The organism is Sulfurifustis variabilis (assembly GCF_002355415.1).
In the GTDB taxonomy this organism is placed as follows: domain Bacteria; phylum Pseudomonadota; class Gammaproteobacteria; order Acidiferrobacterales; family Sulfurifustaceae; genus Sulfurifustis; species Sulfurifustis variabilis.
Window position 1 is genome coordinate 1,271,687 of record NZ_AP014936.1, and the last position, 15,400, is coordinate 1,287,086.

The 15,400-nt window shown below is 67.4% G+C and carries 12 protein-coding genes; 5 read left to right on the forward strand and 7 right to left on the reverse strand.

What is annotated here, in order from left to right:
* The first annotated feature begins 23 nt into the window (after positions 1 to 23).
* Positions 24 to 2,522 (forward strand): S8 family peptidase, encoded by a 2,499-nt coding sequence (locus SVA_RS19995; RefSeq protein WP_096460345.1) that lies wholly within the window; start codon positions 24 to 26, stop codon positions 2,520 to 2,522.
* 62 nt (positions 2,523 to 2,584) lie between these two features.
* On the opposite strand, the gene metH is transcribed toward SVA_RS19995, so the two are convergent.
* The 5 genes from metH to SVA_RS06220 all read right to left on the reverse strand — a co-directional run bounded on the left by metH (position 2,585) and on the right by SVA_RS06220 (position 10,594).
* The gene (metH, locus tag SVA_RS06200; RefSeq protein ID WP_096460348.1) at positions 2,585 to 6,310 is read right to left on the reverse strand and encodes a methionine synthase; all 3,726 of its coding nucleotides are present in this window, start codon (positions 6,308 to 6,310) and stop codon (positions 2,585 to 2,587) included.
* 128 nt (positions 6,311 to 6,438) lie between these two features.
* Positions 6,439 to 6,900, reverse strand: coding sequence for a ligand-binding protein SH3 (locus SVA_RS06205; RefSeq protein WP_096460351.1), 462 nt, complete (start codon positions 6,898 to 6,900; stop codon positions 6,439 to 6,441).
* Between the two features lie 195 nt (positions 6,901 to 7,095).
* Positions 7,096 to 8,121 (reverse strand): D-alanine--D-alanine ligase family protein, encoded by a 1,026-nt coding sequence (locus SVA_RS06210; RefSeq protein ID WP_096460354.1) that lies wholly within the window; start codon positions 8,119 to 8,121, stop codon positions 7,096 to 7,098.
* Complete coding sequence (locus tag SVA_RS06215) at positions 8,118 to 9,146, reverse strand: putative zinc-binding metallopeptidase (RefSeq protein ID WP_096460357.1); 1,029 nt, start codon at positions 9,144 to 9,146, stop codon at positions 8,118 to 8,120. Before SVA_RS06215 ends, SVA_RS06210 begins: the two co-directional genes overlap by 4 nt.
* A 527-nt stretch (positions 9,147 to 9,673) precedes the next feature.
* On the reverse strand, positions 9,674 to 10,594 hold the full coding sequence (locus tag SVA_RS06220) for a TraB/GumN family protein (RefSeq protein WP_096460360.1): 921 nt from the start codon (positions 10,592 to 10,594) through the stop codon (positions 9,674 to 9,676).
* Positions 10,595 to 10,686: 92 nt separating this feature from the next.
* Between SVA_RS06220 and SVA_RS06225 the strand changes: the two genes are divergently transcribed.
* The 4 genes from SVA_RS06225 to SVA_RS06240 are packed head-to-tail and all read left to right on the forward strand — an operon-like array spanning position 10,687 to position 14,082.
* A complete protein-coding gene (locus tag SVA_RS06225; protein WP_096460363.1) occupies positions 10,687 to 11,478 on the forward strand; it encodes a MipA/OmpV family protein in 792 nt (263 codons plus the stop codon).
* 17 nt (positions 11,479 to 11,495) lie between these two features.
* Positions 11,496 to 11,813 (forward strand): hypothetical protein, encoded by a 318-nt coding sequence (locus SVA_RS06230; RefSeq protein WP_096460366.1) that lies wholly within the window; start codon positions 11,496 to 11,498, stop codon positions 11,811 to 11,813.
* 2 nt (positions 11,814 to 11,815) lie between these two features.
* The gene (gene aroC, locus SVA_RS06235) at positions 11,816 to 12,925 is read left to right on the forward strand and encodes a chorismate synthase (protein ID WP_096460369.1); all 1,110 of its coding nucleotides are present in this window, start codon (positions 11,816 to 11,818) and stop codon (positions 12,923 to 12,925) included.
* 23 nt (positions 12,926 to 12,948) lie between these two features.
* The gene (locus tag SVA_RS06240) at positions 12,949 to 14,082 is read left to right on the forward strand and encodes an MFS transporter (protein WP_096460372.1); all 1,134 of its coding nucleotides are present in this window, start codon (positions 12,949 to 12,951) and stop codon (positions 14,080 to 14,082) included.
* On the opposite strand, the gene SVA_RS06245 is transcribed toward SVA_RS06240, so the two are convergent.
* Positions 14,066 to 14,479: a hypothetical protein gene (locus SVA_RS06245; protein ID WP_096460374.1), complete on the reverse strand. Its 414-nt coding sequence runs from the start codon at positions 14,477 to 14,479 to the stop codon at positions 14,066 to 14,068. The two genes, SVA_RS06240 and SVA_RS06245, sit on opposite strands and share 17 nt — an antisense overlap.
* Complete coding sequence (locus tag SVA_RS06250; RefSeq protein WP_096460376.1) at positions 14,476 to 15,345, reverse strand: LysR family transcriptional regulator; 870 nt, start codon at positions 15,343 to 15,345, stop codon at positions 14,476 to 14,478. The genes SVA_RS06245 and SVA_RS06250 overlap by 4 nt, the downstream gene beginning before the upstream one ends.
* Between the last annotated feature and the right edge of the window lie 55 nt (positions 15,346 to 15,400).

Here is a 15,400-nt window from a genome sequence, read left to right on the forward strand (position 1 = left end):
CAAAAATAACAGAAGGGGGGACCATGCCAACGGCATGTGCGCGCGTTCTGCTTGCGTTCGTTTTCTGCGTTTCCGCATTTCCCGGTTTGAGTCACGCGATCGAAGCCTCCGGCTCCGCGGGTCGAGGAGAGCCGCAGCGTGGCCATCGCTTCCATGAGCAACGCCTGCTCGTCAAGTTCCGCGCCGCGGTGACGCCCGAGCAGGCCGACGCGGCGGCGAGCGCCGCCGGCGCCGCCGAATCCCGCGCCTTCAGGCGCCCGCGCCGGCTGGCCGCGGCCCCGGTCGACCGGTGGCGGGTGCTACGCCTGCGTTCGGCGACGGACCTGGCGCGCGTGCGCGCGGCGCTCCTCCGGAACCCGCACGTGGAGCGCGTCGAGTACGACTACCTCGTGAGCGCCGCGCTGACGCCGAACGACCCTCGCCTCGGCGAGCTGTGGGGCCTGCACAATATCGGCCAGACCGCCGGCACCGTCGACGGAGACATCGACGCGCCGGAGGCGTGGGACCTGCAGACGGGCAGCGAATCGATCGTGGTCGCGGTGATCGACACCGGCGTCGACTACAACCACCCCGACCTCGCCGCCAACATCTGGACGAACCCGGGCGAAATCCCGGGCAACGGCGTCGACGACGACGGCAACGGCTACGTCGACGACGTCCACGGCTACGACTTTTTCGGCGACGATGCCGATCCCCTCGACGATCACGGACACGGCACCCACGTGGCCGGGACGATCGCCGCCGTCGGCGACAACGGGGTCGGCGTCGCCGGCGTCAACTGGCGCGCCCGCGTCATGGCCGTGAAGTTCCTGAACAGCAGCGGCAGCGGAAGCACGAGCGATGCCATCGGCGGCATCCTCTACGCCGCCGACATGGGCGCCCGGGTGACGAACAACTCCTGGGGCGGCGGGGCGTTCAGCCAGGCGCTCCAGGACGCGATCGTGACGGCGAACAACGCGGGCATCCTGTTCATCGCCGCCGCCGGCAACTCCGGCCTGAACAACGACGTCTCGCCGAGTTATCCCGCGAATTACGCGGTCCCGAACGTCGTCGCGGTCGCCGCCACGGATCACAACGACGCGCTCGCCGGCTTCTCCAACTACGGTGCCAACACCGTGCATCTCGCCGCGCCCGGCGTCGACATCCTGTCGAGCGTTCCCGCGATCGGCCATCCCTGCTGTTCGGATCCCTCGGGCTACAAGCGGCTGAACGGCACGTCCATGGCCACGCCGCACGTGGCCGGCGCCGCCGCGCTGTTGTTCGCGCAGTTTCCCGGCAAGGGACACCTGCAGGTCAGGGATCGCATGCTGGGCGCGGTGGACGAAAAGGGCACGTTGAACGGCCGGACGATCACCGGCGGCCGACTGAACGTCTTCAATGCCCTCGAGGACGATACGACGGCGCCCGGCGCGGTCGTCGATCTCGCGACCACCGAAGCCGGCACCGGTTCGGTGCGGTTGAGCTGGACGGCGTCGGGCGACGACGGGTGGCAGGGAAGCGCGGCTGCGTACGAGCTGCGCTACTCGACCTCACCGATCGACGAAAGCAACTTCCTCTCGGGGCAGCCGGTCCCCGGTACGCCCAAACCGGCCGCCGCCGGTACTCCCGAGTCGTTCCTGGTGACCGGGCTCGAGGGGTCGACCGGCTACTACTTCGCGCTAAAGGTCATCGACAACGTCGGCAACGCGAGCCCGCTGTCGAACGTCGCGCAGGCGACCACCCAGCCCGTCGCCGTCCTGTACTCGGACGACATGGAGTCCGGAGCCGGAGACTGGACCGTTGCCGGCAGCGACGGCCTGGGCGGCCCGGCGCTGTGGCACGTGACCGGTCACCGTTTCAGCTCCCCGAGCCACGCGCTCTACTACGGGCGCGCCGACACGCTCACCTTCAACACCGGAACGCGCAACTACGGTTCGGTGACCTCGCCGCCGATCGACCTCTCGGCGTCCACCGGCAGCGCTCTGCGCTTCACCCACTACCTCCAGACGGAGAACTTCGCGCCGTTCGACAGTGCGCGGGTGCAGGTATCGGCCGACGGCGGCGCCACCTGGACGGATCTGTACGTGACGAGCGTCGGCACGAACGGGATGGAGCGGCGCGACCTGGACCTCTCCGCGTACGACGGCGCCACGATCCGGTTGCGCTTCAGCTTCGATACGGTCGACGCCGCCTTCAACTCGTTCGAGGGCTGGGTCATCGACGACGTCGTGGTGACCGGATCGATGCCGCCGCAGGCGCCGGTCGCGGACGCCGGTGCGAACCGGGCCGTACCGCAGCGCACGCTGGTCACGCTGGATGGCAGCGCCTCGTACGACCCGGACGGCCAGATCGTGCAATACGCCTGGCAGCAGGTTTACGGCATTCCCGTGACGCTGTGGCTGGCCAATACCGCCAACCCGAAGTTCATCGCGCCCCGCTACAGGGCGACGGGCCCGAACATCCTCGCCTTCAGGCTGGTCGTCCACGACAACGACGGCCAGCCTTCGCCCGGCGACGTCGTTTACATCGTCGTCACGCAGTGACGCCTAAAACCGAAAGGCCGGCATAGGCCGGCCTTTCCGTTGCTGCCGCGATACGAGCTCGACTACTCCTCCGGATCGTACCCGAGATTCGGCGCGAGCCAGCGTTCGGCGGTCTTGAGGTCCACCCCTTTCCGGCGCGCGTAGTCCTCGACCTGGTCCTTGCCGAGCTGGCCCACGGCGAAGTACGTCGACTCCGGAAGCGAGAAGTAGAGGCCGCTGACGGACGCCGCCGGCCACATGGCGTTGCTCTCGGTCAGCTGCACCTTGGCCTTGCGCGTGGCGTCGATCAGCGCGAACAGCGTCGGTTTCTCGGTGTGGTCGGGACAGGCCGGGTAGCCCGGTGCGGGGCGGATGCCCTTGTACTCCTCGCGGATCAGCTGCTCGTTCTCGAGCTTCTCGTCCGCGGCATAGCCCCAGAACTCCCTGCGCACGCGCTCGTGCAAACGTTCGGCGAACGCCTCGGCCAGCCGGTCGGCGAGGGCCTTGACCATGATCGCCTTGTAGTCGTCGTGCTCGGCGGCGTACTTCTTGGCGAGCTCGTCGGCGCCGATTCCGGCGGTGACGGCGAAGGCGCCGATGTAGTCCTCGAGGCCGGTCTCCTTGGGCGCGACGAAGTCGGCGAGCGCGCGGTTCGGCTTGCCGGGGGGCTTTTCGTCCTGCTGGCGGAGCGTGCGGAAAACGGCCGCCACCCGGCTGCGGGTTTCGTCCGTATACACCTCGATGTCGTCGCCGACGCTGTTGGCGGCGAAGAGGCCGATGACGCCGTTCGCGGTCAGCTTGCGCCCCGCGATCAGCTCCTTCAGCGTCTTCCGCGCGTCGTCGAACAGCTGCCTGGCCTGCGGGCCGACCTTCTCGTCGTCCAGGATGGCGGGGTACTTGCCGTGCAGCTCCCACGTGAGGAAAAAGGGGCCCCAGTCGATGTAGCGCGCGAGCTCGTCCAGCGGATAGTTCGGAAGCACTTCGAGCCCGAGTTTCCGCGGGGCGGGGGGCGCGTAGCCGGACCAGTCGATCCGGGTCTTGTTGGCGCGTGCGTCCGCGAGCGACAGCAGGCGGACGTTCGACTTCTTGCCCGCATGGCGCTTGCGCACCTCGTCGTACTCGGCGCGGATCTTCGCGACATACTCCGGTTTCTGCTCGGGGCTCAGCAGGCTCGACGCCACCGTCACGCTGCGCGAGGCGTCCTTCACCCAGATGGTCGGGCGGCCGTAGTTCGGCGCGATCTTGACCGCCGTGTGCACGCGCGAGGTCGTGGCGCCGCCGATCAGGAGCGGCACCTGGAACCCCTCGCGCTCGAGCTCCTTGGCGAGGTGCGCCATCTCGTCGAGCGAGGGCGTGATGAGGCCCGAGAGGCCGATGATGTCGACGTTCTCCTTCTTCGCCACCTCGAGGATCTTCGCGGCCGGGACCATCACGCCGAGATCGATGACGTCGTAGTTGTTGCACGCGAGCACGACGCCGACGATGTTCTTGCCGATGTCGTGCACGTCGCCCTTGACCGTCGCCATCAGGATCTTGCCCTTGGCGCGGGTCTCCGCCGTCTTCTCGGCCTCGATGAAGGGGATGAGGTAAGCGACGGCCTTCTTCATCACGCGCGCGCTCTTCACCACCTGCGGCAGGAACATCTTGCCGGCGCCGAAGAGGTCGCCGACGACGCCCATGCCGTCCATGAGCGGGCCTTCGATCACCTGGATCGGGCGCTCGTGCTGCTGGCGCGCTTCCTCGGTGTCGGTTTCCACGTACTCGTCGATGCCGTGCACGAGCGCGTGTTTGAGGCGCTCGTTGACCGGCTGCGCGCGCCACGTGAGGTCCGGTCCCTTGCTCTGTTCGCCCTTGCCGGCGTACTTGGGCGCGATTTCCAGCAGCCGCTCGGTCGCGTCCTCGCGCCGGTTCAGGATCACGTCCTCGACGCGCTCGCGCAGCTCCTCCGGGATGTCCTCGTATACCGGCAGCACGCCGGCGTTGACGATGCCCATCGTCATGCCGGCCTTGATCGCGTGGTACAGGAACACCGCGTGGATCGCCTCGCGCACCGGGTTGTTGCCGCGGAACGAGAACGACACGTTCGACACCCCGCCGGAGACATGCGCGTGCGGACAACGCTTGCGGATCTCGCGCGTCGCCTCGATGAAGTCGCGCGCGTAGCCGTTGTGCTCGGCGATCCCGGTCGCGACCGCGAAGATGTTGGGATCGAAGATGATGTCCTGCGGCGGGAAGCCGGCCTTCTCCGTGAGGAGCCTGTAGGCGCGCTCGCAGATCCCGACCTTGCGCTCCTTCGTGTCGGCCTGGCCCTGCTCGTCGAAGGCCATCACGACGGCGGCGGCGCCGAAGCGGCGCACCAGGCGCGCGTGCTCGAGAAACTTCTCCTCGCCCTCTTTCAGCGAAATCGAGTTGACGATGCCCTTGCCCTGGCTGCGCTTGAGACCCGCCTCGATGACCTCCCACTTGGAGGAGTCGATCATGAGCGGCACGCGGGCGATGTCGGGCTCGGAGGCGATGAGGTTCACGAACGTGCCCATCGCCTGCACGCCGTCGAGCATCGCCTCGTCCATGTTGATGTCGATGACCTGGGCGCCGTTCTCGACCTGCTGGCGCGCGACGTCCAGGCCCTTGGCGTACTCGTTGTTGAGAATGAGCTTCTTGAATGCGGCCGAGCCCGTGATGTTGGTGCGCTCGCCGACGTTGACGAAGAGGGAGTCGGGGCCGATGTTGAGCGCCTCGAGGCCCGAGAGCCGGAGCTTCGGCTCGATGCGCGCAGGGGTGCGCGGGCTCGAGGACGCCACCGCGCCCGCAATCGCCTTGATGTGAGCGGGGGTCGTCCCGCAGCAGCCGCCCACTATATTAAGGAATCCCTGCCGGGCCCAGTCCCCGATCTCTTTCGCCATGAACTCGGGGGTATCGTCGTAGCCGCCGAAGGCGTTCGGCAGGCCCGCGTTCGGGTGAACGCTGGTCCGCACGTCGGCGAAGCGCGACACCTCTTCGACGTACTGCCGGAGCTGGGTCACCCCCAGCGCGCAGTTCAGGCCGATGGTCAACGGCCGCGCATGAGCAACGGAGTTCCAGAACGCTTCGGCGGTCTGGCCGGAGAGCACGCGGCCGGCGGCGTCCGTGATGGTGCCGGAGATCATGATCGGCAGGCGCTCGCCGAGCTTCTCGAAGTACTGGTCGACCGCGTAGATCGCCGCCTTGGCGTTCAGCGTGTCGAACACGGTCTCGATGAGGATGAGGTCCGCGCCGCCCTCGACGAGGCCGCGCACGGCGTCGGTGTAGGCGAGCACCATCTCGTCGAACGTGACATTGCGAAAGCCGGGGTTGTTGACGTCGGGGGAGATCGACGCGGTGCGGTTGAGCGGTCCGAGCACCCCCGCGACGTAGCGGGGACGCGTCGAATCCTTCTTCTCGAAGCCGTCGGCGGTCGCGCGCGCCAGGCGGGCGCCCTCGACGTTCAGCTCGTAGGCGAGCGACTGCATGCCGTAGTCGGTCATCGAGATCGCCGTCGAGTTGAACGTGTTGGTCTCGATGATGTCGGCGCCGGCCTCGAGGTACGCGCCGTGGATGTCGCGGATGATCTTCGGCTGCGTGAGGACGAGCAGATCGTTGTTGCCCTTCAGGTCCGAGGGCCAGTCCTTGAAGCGCTCGCCGCGGTAGTCCTGCTCCGTGAGCTTGTAGCGCTGGATCATCGTACCCATCGCGCCGTCGAGGACGAGGACCCGGGTCTTGAGGAGCGGGTCCAGTCGGCGAAGGCGTTGGGCGCGGGACGCGGCGCGGTCGTTGGAGTCGTGGAGCAGCATGGTGGTCGTGTCGTTCAAGTGCGTCCGAGTGTACCGAAAAGCGCCGGGCAAATCCCGGCAACGCCGGCGCGGAAAGCACAACGGCCGGGACATGCCCGGCCGTTGGGTACACGCTTGCGAAGTGCGTGTTAGCCGTTCGCGGCCTTGGCGTACTTCGCCTTGGCATCCCGGGCGGCCTTGGCCTCCGCCGCGGAATACGCCTTGCCCGACCACAGCATGGTGTAGGCCAGCTCCTCGTTGCCGTTCTCGCAGAGCTCGAGTACCTGCTTGAAGAGCGGCTGGAAGGTGTCGCTGCGGTGCGAGGCCTCGTGCTCCTCGAAGCTCCGCCAGAAGGTGACGATCAGGGCCTCCTTGTCCTTGAGCGGGCTCTGTACCGCCTGCCCGACGGTCGACCCTTCGTTGGAGATGTTGCCGCTGTTCAGCGCGACGAAGCCGCCGATGAAGCCCGTGTCCGAGTGGTACGTCTTGACGTTCTCGCAAAGGACGGCGACGCGCTCCTGGAGATCGTCCACCGTGTACTCGGGCCGCAGGATCACGCGGTTGATCGTCACGATGCCATCGCTGGGAAAACCGGGGATTAGGGTGCTCATGGATGCCTCCGCGTCTAAGTCGCTGTTTCGATAAATCCCTTAAGTTCGAAGGGGATAGTGCATTAGTAAAAAATTATATGCTCATAGAATGAGAACACAATACCCGACTGCACGAATCAGGTATATGGGTCCGTTAGAAGGGGTTTAAAGCAAGAGCCGGGCCAAGCGGCTTTTACCCGGAAAGGCAGCGAGGGTTCATTCCGGCTCGGCGAGCCGCTGACTGGCGAGACCCAGGCCGAGGATGCGCTGGATGAGCTGTTCGTACGTCATCCCGGCCCGGATGGCGGACTCGGCGCACTCGTCGTCGGTCGCGATCGCCGGGTTCGGGTTGGCCTCGATGATGTAGATGCGGTCTTCGGCGGTGAGCCGGAGGTCGAACCGCGCATAGCCGGTCAGGTCGAGGATCCGGTAGGCGCGCTTGCAGAGCCGGGCGATGCGTTCGGTCATGCCGTTCGGCAGGTTCCGCGCGAACTGGTAGCCGATACCCCATCGGGCACGGTACTCGTCGTCCCACTTCACCTTATACGTCGCCATGCGCGGCCCGTCGGCGACCTTGTCGAACACGAGCTCGCGGATGGGCAGCACCTCGAGACGCGCGTTGCCGAGGACGGTGACGTAAAGCTCCCGCCCGTCGATGTACTGTTCGGCGATCACCGCGCCGCGCGTGCGCTGGTGCAGCAGGTGCACCCGCTCCTTGAGCTGCGCCTCGTTCTCGACGTAGGAGGCCTGCGCGATCCCGACCGACCCTTCCTCGATCGCCGATTTGACGATCATGGGGAAGGGCAGCCGCGGCAGTCGGCCGAGCTTGCGGTTCGGCGGGAACTCCATGAATTCCGGCACCGCGATCCGGTGGTAGGACAGCAGCTTCTTCGAGAGCCCCTTGTCGCGACCGAGCAGAAGCCCGCGCGGGTTGCAGCCGGTATAGGGCAGGTTGAGCATCTCGAGGTAGCTCACGACGTAGTAATCGAGCGCGCTGTTGCCGGCGAAGTCCTCCAGCAGGTTGAAGGCGATGTGCGGCTTCCACTCCTCGACCGTCTTGCGGATCGGCGCGAGATCGTCATACACGCCGACCACCTGCACCTCGTGCCCGAGCGCGAGCAGCGCCTGCTTCACGTCGAACTCGGTGCGGTACTTGGCGATGCGGGGATCGTTGCGGGCCTTGAGATCGTCCGGCGGCACCAGCGTGTAGTGCACCAGCATCAGCACGCGCAGCTTTTTCATAACGAGACCCGGAAGCCCCCCGTGTGCAGCTTGTTCATGACGATGGTGGTGAGGCAGGCCGAGACTTCCGGCCGCATCTCGCTCTCCTCCCGCGGCACGCGCAGCCTCAGCGCGTCGCAGCGCTCGATCATGGCCTTGAGCACCTCGTTGATGCGGTAATGGTATTCGGAGGTCCAGCGCGTGACCACGTCCAGGATCTCGCGGCGGTGCCGCCGCAGGTAGTGCGACGCGGCCTCCTTGTGCCTGTGCTCTTCGGCGTCGGAGAAGAGGCGCCGGAGATCCCGGTCGAGAAATTCCGGCTGATCGCGTCCGTAGCGCTTTTGCTTGTCCGCGTAGTACGCGCGGAGCGTCATCGTGAGTGAGCGCAGCGGCAGGATCTCGTTGCGGTTGCGCAGGCGCGGACGCCGGCCGCGGATCTCGCGCATCAGGCGGTCGACGTACTCGAGCTTCTTGAGCGCGGGCCAGCCCTTGTAGCGTCGGCGCCAGTCGGAGCCGGGCTTGAGCCACACGGCGAACGTCTCCGCCCAGTCCTCGTGCGGGTGCGCCTGTGCGTACCAGTTCTCCAAATGGATCACGTAGCGCTTGCTGTACGGACGCGGCAGATAGGTGTCGGGGTACTTGATGCTCGACCTGCCGAAGTGGCGCTGCCAGTCGCGCCGGCGGTTCAGCTGGTAGGCGTTGAGCAGCGCGTGCCCGGCCTCGTGTCGCAGGAGCATCAGGCATTCGGCTCGGCTGCCGCCGTCGATCGCCACCATCTGCTCGCGCTCGAGGCGTTTCAGGCGCGGATGCGCGAGGTAGAACGGAATGGCGATGCCCGGGACGCCGTCGGGGCTGAACCATTCGTCGGACAGCCAGAAGTGCGGCCGGAAGAACTCGAACTCGCGGCGCTTGAGCTCGCGGTAGAGCGCGCGGATGTGGCCGGCGAGCTCGGTGCCTTCGATCTTGAGCGGCAGATCGGCGATGCGGAGGTCGAAGAGCTTTTCGGTCGGCAGGTCGTACCACCGGCGGGGAGCGCGGCGGATCACCGTGCGGCTGCGAACCCGCCGACGGCGCGATGTTCTCTTTCTGATCTTCCTTGCGCGACCGCGTGCCGGCACCCGGAGGCGCCGCCGGCCCGATGTCTTCTGCCGTTTCCGGCGCTTCGCTTTTGTCTTCGAGCGCCCGCGCGCGCCGCGGGCGCGTACCGGGCGGCGCTTGCGCGACGTCTTCTTTCGAGTCCGGCGCCTGGTTTTTTTCTTCGGGCGGCGGCTTCGGAGACGCGAACGGGAGTGCCGCCTGCGCGATCTCTTTCGGGTCGTCCGCTTCTTTCCCTTCCGGAGACGCCGGGCCTTGCGAGCCGCCTGCTTCCGGGTGCGACTGCTCTTTCTCTTTGCGCGGCGGCCTCCGGTGCGTGCGCGGCGGCGATTCCGCGATGCGCTTTTCCGTGGCCGGCGCTTCGCTTTCCCCGCCGCGCGGCGGCGCGCGCCCCGAACCCCGGCCGGGCGGCGCTTGAGTGCGGATTTCTTTCGATTGCGGCGTTTTGTTTTTCTTTTCACTCGGCGCCCGGGTCGTGTCAGTAGACGGCGGTCAGCCGGTAGCCCCGGCGGGCGAGGAGGGCGAGCAGCCCGTCGGGGCCGGGAAGGTGCGCGGCGCCCACGGCGATGAAGGCGTTTCCTTCGGCGAGTCGCGCCTCCATGCGCTCGGCCATCCGGCGGTTGCGGTCGTCGAGCAGGCGCTGCATGAGGGTATTGTAAAGGCGGGCATCCTCGGGCCGATACTTCTCCACGGTCGCCATCAGCTGGCCCAGGTCTCGGGCGAGCCAGGCCCGCGTGAGCGCCTCGAGCTGGGCCTCGGCCTCCCGTTGGGCCTTGACGGTCTCGCGCAGCAGGGTGACCTGGTCCTCGGTCGCCAGCTCGTCGAAAACGGCGAGCTGTTCCTGCATGCTCTCCAGGCCGTGCACCGGCTTGCCCGCGAGGGTGGCCTGGAGCTGAAGGGACAGGTCGAGGAACATGCCGCCCCGGTTCGGCGGGGCGGACAGGGTCATCAGGACCACCCAGGGTTTCTGCTTCTCGAGCCCCTGCTCGGGCAGTCCGCGGGCCGCGAGGGCCTCGCGGATCTCGCCGTAGAGCGCGTCGCCGGTGATCTGCCGCAGGGTCTGCCCTTCGCCGAGAAACATCGTCTCTGCCATGGCGACGAGCGCCGATCCGTCGGTCACCATCTCCATGGTGAAGCTCCCGGAGCGGTCGAAGGCCTGTTTCACGGGCGCGGGCAGTGAGACGACCCGCGGGTCGCTGCTGTGGATGGTGCCGAAAAGGTGGCTCGGCGGTCGCCCTGGCGATTCGATGCGCCAGAGGAGGCCGCGCGTGTATCGGCTCCCGTCGTCGTGCGCCGCCACGGCGGGCGCGCTGTCCGCAAGAGCGGGAAAAGCGATCCACCCGGCGATCAGGGTCAGGACGATCAGCAGCGGGTGGGGCGATTTCGGTCTGGCGCGCATGGCGGGCCTCTACGGGGATCCTTTACGATTATAGGAAGCGGAGCGAATCCATGCGGCCGGAAAGAAAAAGAACACGAAATGCTCTGCTGGCCATGGCTGCCGTGCTCCCCCTTTACGCGGAAGCGGCCGAGCGTCCCCTGTGGGAGATCGGCGCCGGCGCCGGCGTGCTCAGTATTCCCGACTACCGGGGCGCGGACGAGCGCACGACCTACCTCCTGCCGCTTCCGTACCTGCAATACCGCGGCGAGTACTTGCGCATCGACCGGGAGGGGGTGCAGGGACTGCTGTTCCGCACGGATCGGCTTCGCCTGAAGCTCAGCGTCGCCGCCGCGCCGCCGGCGAAGAGCGGGAACGGCGCGCGCGACGGGATGCCGGACCTCGATCCCGCCTTCGAGATCGGTCCCGCGCTGGAGGTCAAGCTGTTCGAGAACGATGCCCGCGATACCGCGCTCACGCTGAACTTCCCGTTGCGCGCGGTGCTCGTGACGGACCTGAGCCACGTGGACGGCGCGGGCTGGGTATTCTCGCCGTATCTCCAATACGAGACGCCGGTCGGTCGGGACTGGTCGCTCGATGTCTCGTTCGGCCCCATGCTCGCGAGCGAGGCCTACCACGACTACTACTACGAGGTCGCGCCGGAGTTCGCCACGCCGCAGCGCCGGGTCTACGACGCCGACGCCGGCTACAGCGGCAGCCGCGTTACCGTTTCGCTCTCGAAGCGCTTCCCGCGTTTCTGGGTCGGGGCGTTCGCGAGGTATGATAATCTTTCAGGCGCGACGTTCGCCGACAGCCCGCTGGTTCGTACCGAACATGCGTTCATGGCGGGTGTCGGCGTGGCCTGGATCCTCGCCCAGTCGGAAGCCACCGTAGAATCACGACGCTGACTCGAGCACGAGATGACATGATGTATGCCCCGACCTCGGTCGATGAGTGCCTCGACCTGATCGATCAGGCGATCTTCGAGATCGACGACGTGCCGATGTGCGCCGCCGACGAAGGCGACGAGGACTGGGAATTCTCCGATCTCCTGCCGCTGTACCAGCAACTCGTCGGCGAGCTCGAGCGCCTGCACGAGGCGGTGCGAAGCGGTCAGCACGCGTATGCGACGGGCGCCGATCTGCCGTTCATGGCCGTCGTGCGACGCCACCGGGAGCGCATCCCGTTCAGCAACCTCTTCGAGGCGCTGAACCGCACGCACCTCTCGCGCATCAGGGAGTAGCGGTGTCCGGCAACACCATCGGCAGGCTCTACACGGTCACGAGCTGCGGCGAGAGCCACGGGCCGGCGTACGCCTGCATCGTCGACGGCTGTCCGCCCGGCATGGCGCTGTCCGCGGCCGACATCCAGCCCGAGCTCGACCGGCGCAAGCCCGGCAAATCGCGCCACGTCACGCAGCGGCGCGAGGCGGATGAGGTCGAGATCCTGTCCGGCGTATTCGAAGGCCGCACCACCGGGACACCGATAGGGCTCCTCATCCGGAACACCGACCAGCGCTCGCACGACTACTCGAAGATCATGGACCGGTTCCGCCCGGGCCACGCCGATTACACGTACCAGCAGAAGTACGGGCTGCGCGACTACCGCGGCGGCGGGCGGGCGTCCGCGCGCGAGACGACCTTGCGGGTCGCTGCCGGGGCGATCGCCAAGAAGTACCTGCGCGAGCGCTACGGCGTCGCGATCCGCGGCTACCTCGCCCAGCTCGGGCCGATTCCGCTCACGCTCAGGGACTGGGACGAAGTGGAGCGCAACGCGTTCTTCTGCCCGGACCCGTCGAAGGTGGCGGAGCTCGAGAGCTACATGGACGCGCTCCGCAAGGAAGGCAACTCCGTCGGCGCGCGCGTCAACGTGGTCGCCTCCAACGTGCCGGTCGGACTCGGCGAGCCGGTGTACGACCGCCTGGATGCCGATATCGCTTTCGCCATGATGAGCATCAACGCGGTCAAGGGCGTCGAGATCGGCGCCGGCTTCGCGGCCGTGGCGCAGAAGGGCACCGAGCACCGCGACGAGATCACGCCGGAAGGGTTTCTCAGCAATCACGCGGGCGGCATCCTCGGCGGCATCTCGACCGGACAGGATGTCGTCGTCTCGATCGCGCTGAAGCCCACCTCGAGCATCCGCCTGCCCGGGCGCACGATCGACACGGCGGGCGCGCCGGTCGAGGTGGTGACGACCGGCCGCCACGACCCCTGCGTCGGTATCCGCGCGACGCCCATCGCGGAGGCGATGCTCGCGATCGTCCTCATGGACCACGTGCTGCGCCACCGCGCGCAGAACCTCGACGTCACATCGCCCACGCCCGCCGTCCCCGGCCGCGCGCCGGATTCGCGCTGAGCCCGCCGGCTGTCAAAAGCCCGATGCCGTACTGGCGGCTGTCGGGGTTCTACTTCTTTTATTTCGCGACCCTCGGCACGCTCGTGCCGTACTGGGGGCTTTATCTCCAGTCGATCGGCTTCACGCCGGTCGCGATCGGACAACTCATGGCGCTGCTCGCGCTGACGCGGATCGTGGCGCCGAACATCTGGGGCTGGGTGGCCGATCACCGCGAACGGCGCATGCAGGTCGTGCGGCTCGCGTCGTTCCTGACGGTGGTCGCCTTCTCGGGCGCGTTCCTCGGCGCGGGCTTCTGGTGGATCGCGCTCGTGATGCTCGCCTTCAGCTTCTTCTGGAACGCGTCGCTGCCGCTCCTCGAGGTGACGACAATGAACCACGTGGGCCGGGAGCCGGGCGCCTACGGGCGCGTACGGCTCTGGGGCTCGATCGGTTTCATCGTCGCCGTGCTGGTGCTCGGCCTCGTCGTCGATGCGCACGGCCCGTGGTGGGTGCTGCCGGCGCTCGTCACGCTCATGCTCGGCATCTGGACGTTCAGCCTGTCGTTACCGGAGTCCCGCGCGCGCCACGACGTCGCGGCGCCCGGCCCCCTGCGCAAGGCGCTGCTGCGCACCGACGTCGCGGCGTTTCTGCTCGCGTGCCTGCTGATGGCCATGAGCCATGGACCGTACTACACGTTCTACTCGATCTACCTCGAGGGCCACGGCTACAGCAAGACGCTGATCGGTCAGCTCTGGGCCTTCGGCGTCGTGTGCGAGATCCTCGTGTTTCTCGCCATGCAGCACGTCATGCGGCGGGTCGCGTTGCGGGAGGTGCTGCTCGTGAGCTTCGTGCTTGCCGCCATCCGCTGGCTGCTCATCGGTTTCTATCCCGATCGGCTGGCCGTGCTCGTGCTTGCGCAGGCGCTGCACGCCGCGACCTTCGGATCGTTCCACGCGGCGGCGATCCAGATGGTCCACCGTTTCTTCACCGGCCGGCACCAGAACCGGGGACAGGCGATCTACGGGAGCGCGAGCTTCGGAATCGGCGGGGCGCTCGGCAGCTTCTACAGCGGCTATGCGTGGAGCACGCTCGGCCCGAGCGCGACGTATCTCATCGCCGCCGCTATCGCGGCCGCGGCGTTCGGCGTGGCCTACGCGGGCCTCAGGCCCAGGACTTGATCCGGCGGTTCGCGCGAAACGGCGCGAAGGAGATGATCTGCGCGGTGGGGCGTGCGGGGGCGGGCGTGCGCGGCGGCGCGCTGTCGCCGAAGACGGCAGCGAGTGCGGCGCAGAGCTCCTCGATCAGCCGATAGAGGTCGATGTCGGTGCGATCCGATTGAAGCACCTGCAGACGAATGGGAGCGACGGCTTCGAGCGTCGCGTCGCGGGCGACGGGATCGGTGAGACGACGGCAGCCGTTCGCGACGAACATCGACTGCGCGAGCCGCATGACCAGCTCGTGATGCAGCGGGCTGCACTCGAACAGGTCTTTCAGGCTTTTCGCCGCGGGGTTCAGCGGAAACTGATGGTAGCCGAGGCGCGCCTCGAGTTTCCGCAACAGCTCGATGAAGGTCATGCCGCTTCCCGAATCATCCGGATCATCGCCTGTCCGGCGTTCGACACCGTTCGCGTTGCGTGCGTCACGATGCCGAGCTCACGCCGAATCCTTACTTGTTTAATCTGGACCACTTTGAGGTCGTCGTCAATCATGGTGCGCGGCAGCGCGCTCCAGCCCAGACCGATGACGGCGAGCATCTTGAGCACTTCCAGGTAGTTCGTCGTCATGCCGACGCGCATGCGCGTGCGCAGGCTGCCGAGCGCGTCGAGGATGATACCGCGCGTGTACGTGCCCGGGCCGGGGAGGATCGCCGGGTAATCGAGCAGGGCTTTCGCGCTCGCGTCGCGCAGCCGGGCGAGCGGGTGCGACGGCGCAACCACGATCTCGAGCGGGTCGTCCCAGATTCGCTCGGCCTTGAGCTGCGGGATCGGTCCGGCGGGGAGCGTGACGACCGCGAGCTCGATCTCGCCGCGCAGGACCGCGGCGCACGCGGCCTCGGAATCCATGAAGCGCAGATCGAGCCGCACTTCCGGGTAGCGCTCGTGGAAGCGCTTGAGCGTCTCCGGGATCCGGTGCAGGCCGATGTGATGACTGGTGGCGAGCGAGAGCTCGCCGCCGATCTCGCCCGCCAGATTGGCGAGCGAGCGCCGGGCGTCTTCGATCTCGTTGAGGATGACGCGGGCGCGCGCAAGCAGCGCCTGCCCGGCCGGGGTGAGCTGCACCCGCCGCCCGATCCGATCGAACAGCCGCGTGCCCAGCTCCCCCTCGAGCGCCGCGATGCGCTTGCTGATCGCGGGCTGGCTGAGAAAAATCCGCTCGGCGGCGGCCGAGAATGAGCCCGTTTCGGCGGCGGCCCGGAAGGCCTGGAGGGCGGCGATGTCCATGACGAATGAGAATATCACACATGATAAATATGAATTTGAGTTATTTAGGGGAGGT